At 48.3% G+C, this 1,862-nt stretch carries 3 protein-coding genes; all 3 read left to right on the top strand.

The window, feature by feature from the left end; genetic code table 11:
* Nucleotides 1–229 precede the first annotated feature (229 nt).
* The 3 genes from E5354_RS14105 to E5354_RS14095 all read left to right on the top strand — a co-directional run bounded on the left by E5354_RS14105 (nucleotide 230) and on the right by E5354_RS14095 (nucleotide 1,639).
* Nucleotides 230–445 (top strand): hypothetical protein, encoded by a 216-nt coding sequence (locus E5354_RS14105; protein WP_123397221.1) that lies wholly within the window; start codon nucleotides 230–232, stop codon nucleotides 443–445.
* Nucleotides 432–1,034 carry a zeta toxin family protein gene (locus E5354_RS14100; RefSeq protein WP_135947849.1) on the top strand — a complete coding sequence of 201 codons (603 nt, stop codon included), beginning with the start codon at nucleotides 432–434 and terminating at the stop codon, nucleotides 1,032–1,034. Before E5354_RS14105 ends, E5354_RS14100 begins: the two co-directional genes overlap by 14 nt.
* 113 nt (nucleotides 1,035–1,147) lie before the next feature.
* Entirely contained in the window at nucleotides 1,148–1,639 is a 492-nt protein-coding gene (locus E5354_RS14095) for an O-acetyl-ADP-ribose deacetylase (RefSeq protein ID WP_135947848.1), read from the top strand.
* Nucleotides 1,640–1,862: the final 223 nt, after the last annotated feature.

Below are 1,862 nucleotides of genomic sequence, written 5' to 3'. Positions count from 1 at the left end.
CCTTAGTAACTACTTCCTATTTTTATTTTTGCCCAAAACGTTTAGGACAATATTGCAGGAAGAGTGACTTTTATATCTCAAAACAGCGGCAGTTCAGACTTTTTTCGTAAATTTGCGATAGGCTCAATTGCCTTTGGCTCCGCAAACCGACCTATGGCGGACATTCGCTATCGGACTATGTGTGAGCTTTATATAAAGGTTGGCGTTGAATAAGAAAAGATTATAGATTATGTCGGAAGAGCAGATGAACAGTTATCGACTCACATCGATGGAAGAGCCTGGCGACGAGCGCATGGCTCAGATTATGCGTGAGGTCGCCGAGGATGCACGCGAAAGTACTCGCCGGGCTGCCGAGCGTGTGGCTGCCGGTATCGAGTCTGCTACTCGGGCGGCTCAAGAAAAATGGGGCGATGCCATAAATAGAATAAAGAATGGCAGCAAGTAATCATCGCCCTGTGCTGATTGTGATTGCCGGCCCTAATGGGTCGGGCAAAACTTCCGTGACTTCAAAAATCCTTCATCACGAATGGTTGGAGGATTCTGAGTATATCAATCCCGACAATGTGGCTCGCGATGTGTTTGGCGACTGGAATAATCAGGAGTCTGTTCTGAAAGCCGCCAACTATTGCAATGAATGGCGTGAAAGGTGTCTTGCTGAACGCAAGAGTCATATATTTGAAACCGTGATGTCGGCTACTGATAAGGTCGATTATATTCTTAGAGCGAAAGAAGCGGGATTCTTCATCCGCCTGTTTTTTGTTTCTACTGAATCCCCGACTATCAATGCAAAGCGTGTTGCTCAACGTGTATTGGATGGTGGTCACGATGTGCCAATTCCAAAAATCATATCCCGTTACGACAAGTCCATTGCCAACTGTAAAATAATATCTGCAATAGTTGACCGATTATATGTCTATGACAACTCAATCGAGGATGCAGAGGCCCGGCTTCTGTTCCGTCTGAGCGACGGCGAGCTTGCTAAACGCTATGTCGAAGAGCTTCCCAACTGGGCTTCAACCATCTTCCCAATATAAAATTTGTACCAACATTTCAGCCGTTAATGCGCCGGTTGTGGGGGATGGGTGGGGATTATATTTTGTGCTGTGGGGAAGATGTTGTAATTTTACGAAAAACTGTGATGCACGATATGAAGGAGATTAAAGTCATAAAAGGCGATATAACCGCATTGGCGGTTGATGCGATAGTGAACGCCGCCAACAGGTCATTGCTCGGAGGCGGAGGTGTCGACGGCGCAATCCACCGTGCTGCCGGCCCCGAACTGTTGGCTGAATGTCGCACATTAAATGGTTGCGCAACCGGACAAAGCAAAATCACCGATGCCTATCGTCTTCCCTGCAAGAAGGTTATCCACACAGTGGGGCCGGTGTGGGGCGGCGGTAAGCGACATGAGGACGAATTGTTGGCATCGTGCTATAATACGGCCCTTGACCTGGCGATGGAGAATGGGTTGCACAGCATTGCGTTTCCGTGCATCAGCACCGGGGTCTATCATTTTCCGCAGGAAAGAGCCGCGGCGATAGCGGTCGACACCGTGAAGTCGCATCCTTATGATGGTGAGATTGTCTTCTGCTGTTTCCTGACCGAGGATTACGACCTCTACAACCACATCCTATCTTAGCGAATGTTCCACACGTGGAGGTTATACGCCGACCGATTGATTCGATTTGCCGACACATGGCGGCAGGTAATGTTTTGCCCCTGACAAATCCATGATAGCGTAAAAAATGGCTGTTTGTGCAGCCTTAATGCCATCCTAAACTCATATTCTTAGAGATAAGCTGCTATGGCTCAGGGGAGCAGACGCTGCAGCAGGGTTGTGCCGTCGGGAGAATAGGGAATGA

Origin of the sequence: Muribaculum sp. NM65_B17, assembly GCF_004793735.1 — a bacterium.
Taxonomy (GTDB): Bacteria; Bacteroidota; Bacteroidia; order Bacteroidales; family Muribaculaceae; genus Muribaculum; species Muribaculum gordoncarteri.
Note: the sequence above shows the minus strand (reverse complement) of the source record. Positions and strands in the feature narration are given on the sequence as shown.